7 protein-coding genes are annotated in these 4,274 nt (G+C 45.3%); all 7 read left to right on the top strand.

Annotated elements, in window-relative coordinates; all coding sequences use genetic code 11:
- Positions 1 to 115 precede the first annotated feature (115 nt).
- Positions 116 to 631 carry a DUF350 domain-containing protein gene (locus tag L2082_RS18615; RefSeq protein WP_446010932.1) on the top strand — a complete coding sequence of 172 codons (516 nt, stop codon included), beginning with the start codon at positions 116 to 118 and terminating at the stop codon, positions 629 to 631.
- A 4-nt stretch (positions 632 to 635) separates the two neighbouring features.
- Entirely contained in the window at positions 636 to 998 is a 363-nt protein-coding gene (locus tag L2082_RS18620; protein ID WP_446010931.1) for an S-adenosylmethionine decarboxylase family protein, read from the top strand.
- Between the two features lie 474 nt (positions 999 to 1,472).
- Positions 1,473 to 1,823, top strand: coding sequence for a hypothetical protein (locus tag L2082_RS18625; protein ID WP_446010930.1), 351 nt, complete (start codon positions 1,473 to 1,475; stop codon positions 1,821 to 1,823).
- Positions 1,824 to 1,954: 131 nt separating this feature from the next.
- Positions 1,955 to 2,230: a BrnA antitoxin family protein gene (locus tag L2082_RS18630; protein ID WP_446010929.1), complete on the top strand. Its 276-nt coding sequence runs from the start codon at positions 1,955 to 1,957 to the stop codon at positions 2,228 to 2,230.
- Between the two features lie 277 nt (positions 2,231 to 2,507).
- Complete coding sequence (locus tag L2082_RS18635; protein ID WP_446010928.1) at positions 2,508 to 2,798, top strand: type II toxin-antitoxin system RelE/ParE family toxin; 291 nt, start codon at positions 2,508 to 2,510, stop codon at positions 2,796 to 2,798.
- Between the two features lie 18 nt (positions 2,799 to 2,816).
- The gene (locus L2082_RS18640) at positions 2,817 to 3,134 is read left to right on the top strand and encodes a HigA family addiction module antitoxin (RefSeq protein ID WP_446010927.1); all 318 of its coding nucleotides are present in this window, start codon (positions 2,817 to 2,819) and stop codon (positions 3,132 to 3,134) included.
- A 169-nt stretch (positions 3,135 to 3,303) separates the two neighbouring features.
- The gene (locus L2082_RS18645; protein ID WP_446010926.1) at positions 3,304 to 4,056 is read left to right on the top strand and encodes a YdcF family protein; all 753 of its coding nucleotides are present in this window, start codon (positions 3,304 to 3,306) and stop codon (positions 4,054 to 4,056) included.
- Positions 4,057 to 4,274: the final 218 nt, after the last annotated feature.

Genomic DNA, 4,274 nt, shown 5'->3' on the forward strand with positions numbered 1-4,274 from the left:
GCATGTCGGTATCAATTTCTTTGCTGTTTTCATGGAAAGCCTTTTGCTTGGTTAAAAATGTACTTCTTACCATAAAAGCAAATTATTGTAAATATATATATTGATTGTGTGAGTTTTGCGGTATTGCGAAATTATCACCGACCGCAATATCGGTACCGGTGCGGTGGAAGCCGGAGCCATGATTGCCACTGCCCTGATGATCGCTGGAGCAATTCAAGGGACTGGTTCCTTTCTCTCTGCTCTGGTGTTTTTCATCCTTGGCATGGGCCTGCTCATCCTGTTCAGCCATTTTCATGCCCTGTTGACACCTTATGATGATCACGATGAAATTGAAAAGGATAACGTAGCTGCAGGTGCTTATCTCGGCTTTACCTTGGTGGCTCTGGGGATTATCGTGCTCAAGGCGACTGCCGGAGACTTTGTCAGCTGGGGCTATAATCTTTCCTGGTTTGCCGGTTATGCAGTGCTGGGTTTTCTTGGCCTGGCTGTGTTGCAAAAGATGATCCTGGTTATTTTTATGCCAGGGGCCAATATTGAAGAGGAAATCAGCCGTGACCGCAATATGAATATTGCCTGGATCGGCGGCACCATGAGTATCGGTATTGCTGCGCTTATCTTCTTTATGCTGTAAGGTTATGAAATTGGGAAAAGACGTGCAAATGGAAGATGGCACCGTGTTTCATGCCGCGCTCTCGTTTCGCAATGTGGGCGCGGATCTCGGTGATAAGAAGTTGTTACAAAAGGTGGCGGAACGCATCGTTGAGCATTTCCGCCTGGATGTGGTGGATGTGCATTGGCATTATTACTCCCCTATCGGCATCACCGGGGTCTATGTTCTCCAGCAATCAAGCCTGACCCTCCATACCTGGCCGGAATTCAACAAGCTGGTCATTGATGTTACCACCTGCGGCTCTGAGGTGGATTTGAAAATTATCCTGCCGGAGTTAAAGGCTGCACTTTCCACGGATACGGTGCAGCTTTCAGCGGAGATTCTTTAAGCTGCCTGTTGCAAAACTCGTGAACCTTCTCATCTCTTGAAAAACAACCTCATAGAACCTGTTGCGCAGTTCGGCATTCTGTGGTAACAAAAAAGAATACTGAGCAACAGGAAGAGCAAGGATACTGAGAAGACATACTTTTTCGAGCAGATCAGCTGCTCTTTGGAAAAGGTGATGTCTGTTTTCAAAAAGCAGTTGTCCATTCTCATCTCGCGCCTCTGCATTTTGAAAAAGGGCCTGTCCATTCTCATCTTGCGCTTCTCCATCTTTACAATTGGGCAGTGCATTTTCATCTCGCACCGCTTCATTTTGAAAAGGGACGTGTCCATTGTGAAAATGGAGGACTCAGTTTTGAGAATGCGGCGTTCCATTTTCAAGAAGGAGCGATGTATTCTCAGGATGCACTGGTACTTTTTTTAAATGCGCAGCTGTTTTTTCTCATCGGAGCTGTGCAAACTCAAACAGGAGGTCATCATGCTGACAGGAAGTGTACCCAAACTGCTCAAGGAGGCGGGTCAGGTCAAAGAGGCTTTGGAAAAAATCGGACCGGGAATGCCGGATTCCATCACTGTGGCAGGGCTGGAGGAAAGAATTACCGCGCTGGAGGGAAAGGTCAGCGCGATAGACGCCTTGAACGCCGATAAAACCCGCCTGGTTAACGAGAAGAATGAAGAGGCCGAGTTGTTGAGCGATTATATCGTCCGGGCGCGGTCCGGGGTCAAGAGTGTGTTCGGGCAGGACTCCTCGGAATACGAGATGGTCGGCTGCGTCAGGCTCAGTGAGCGGAAGAAGGGGAGAAGGCATAAAGAGGAAGGGGGTGAGTGAGCCTGCTCTGGATGGAGCAGGTTGTGTTCTTTTGCCGGGTACGTATCATGTGTGTGCCCGGTGAGCTTATGATTTGATCTTGAGATTCGAACCTGCAACCCCTCCCATGAGCCGCAAAGAAAGGAGTATTTATGAATCCGCTGAAAAAAATACCTGAATTCAGGGATGAGGATGAAGAAAGGATTTTTTGGGAAGAGCATGATTCGGCTGAATTCGTTGATTGGAGCACAGCAAAAAGAGTCACTCTGCCAAACCTGAAACCTTCTGTTAAAAAAATATCGCTCCGCCTGCCTAATTCAATGTTGGATGATCTTAAATTGTTGGCTAATAAAAGAGACGTTCCTTATCAGTCGCTTTTGAAAATTTTTCTGGCTGAACGGATTGATAAAGAATTTAGTGCCCATTGACAAGGCACAAAAAAAGGCCACCAGCTTAAATGCTAGTGGCCTTTTCTGTTGCCTATTTCACCGGGTACATGCTCACCGCATTACCCGGTTTTTGTCTTGTGACCGATGGGATGCCAGATCAGATGATAGACAGGCTGCACTTAATGCGGCTAATCGGGCAAGAAAAGAACATAGTGAAACTAGGCGTTCCAGCGAACCCCCTGAAGCCCGCCTCTGATCTTTCCGTTATGCGCAAAACATAGTTGCACGGAATCCGTGAATGCATTAACATAAAACTATGATAGCTTCATTTGGAAATCGTGCAACATCTGATCTTTTTCATGACATATCAAGTAGCCGTGCCAGACGGTTACCAAACCAAATAAAAGAATCGGCACTTTACAAGCTTGATGTTTTAAACGCTGCTCAGTCATTGGAAGATTTGAAATCACCTCCAGGTAATAGGCTGGAGGCATTGAGAGGTGATCTTGCTGGTTTTCATAGTATTCGCATAAACAACCAGTGTCGTATTGTGTTCAGATGGTACGCCTCTAATGCTCATGATGTCCAAATTATCGACTACCATTAACGTTTTTTGGAGGAAAAAATGATCCCATTAAATCGTGTAGCAACCCATCCAGGGGTTATTTTACTTAAAGAGTTTCTTGAGCCATCGGGTTTATCTCAAAAGGCCTTAGCAACTCATATTGGCATACCAGTTCAACGAATTAACGAAATTATCAGGGGCAAGAGAGGGGTAACTCCAAATACTGCTTGGTTGCTTTCTGAGGCATTCAGAACTTCACCTGAATTTTGGCTTAATTTACAAGCTGCTCACGACTTGTCACTTAATAAGCCGGAGAATCATATTCAGCCAATAGTCGCGACTATAGCAAACAAGCCGCAAAATGTGGCAACATGTTAACCCCCGCCTTCCTCTCCCTGTTTATTCACCGGGTACATGCTCACCGCATCACCCGGTTTTTTCTTGCTTTGATTTTGGCTTCCTCACTTGTTCATAAAAGTGTTTTGGTGTAAACATTTAACTTCGTTGCGCTATCCGTTGAAACTCTTTTCCCAATTCGTCGCACATCATGAATTTCTTTGTCATTTACTGCATAGAGTCTCTGCTCTACCCGCCGGGAGGATCTATCCTGCTTTTACTGACAGGTTTACTGCTCCATCAGCGCTGGCATCAGGTTTCGCTGACCTTGATCAGCCTCGCTCTACTAACCCTTTACTTCAGCAGCATTCCTTTTACCAATCAATTGCTTGCACATTGGCTTGAGCCTGACAGTCCGCTTACTTTTTCGAAGGTCAAAACTGCTGACGCTATTGTTGTTCTCGCATTTAAAGCATACAACTCGCCAGAATACGGTCAGATAACTTCGGGGCCGGACGAGATTTCACGGTTACGTTACGCTGCCTACCTCCACAGAAAGACTGGCCTTCCCATTGCAGTCATTGGTGGAGACAGGCTCAATATCGGCAATACCGGTGCAGAAAGGATGACCAAGGTACTTGAACATGAATGCAATGTACCTGTTCGTTATAAAGACGGTCGGAGCCTTCATACTTTTGATAACGCCAAATATGCTCATGAAATCCTCTCAAAAGATGGTATCAATCGTATCGCTCTTGTGACCCACGCGTGGCATATGCCCCGATCAAAACGTTCTTTTGAGAACGAAGGATTTTCCGTTATAGCTGCACCCACACAATTTCTTATTCCAGGTCCGTTTCAAAAAGGAATTGGCAAATGGATACCAAGAGCCGAATGTATTGAACATAATCATTGGTTCTTTCATGAGCTTGCTGGAATGCTTTGGTTTAAAATGTTCCAATAAAAAGCAATTATGCCCTTTCTCAGGCCATGCTGTATATTGTATTTCTTGTTGAATCTCTTGCTATGATTATCACTTTCCTCTGCTTTTTGGTGGTCACCCTGCTGAGTGTTGCCATTTACCTTTTGGATGCTTATATTTCAGTATATGAGATAGTTACTACTGAAAGGAGGGAATGATGGCTGAACTTACAAAGGTTGGTACTTTTTGTCCGAATCCCG

Source organism: Candidatus Electrothrix sp., from assembly GCF_052785085.1.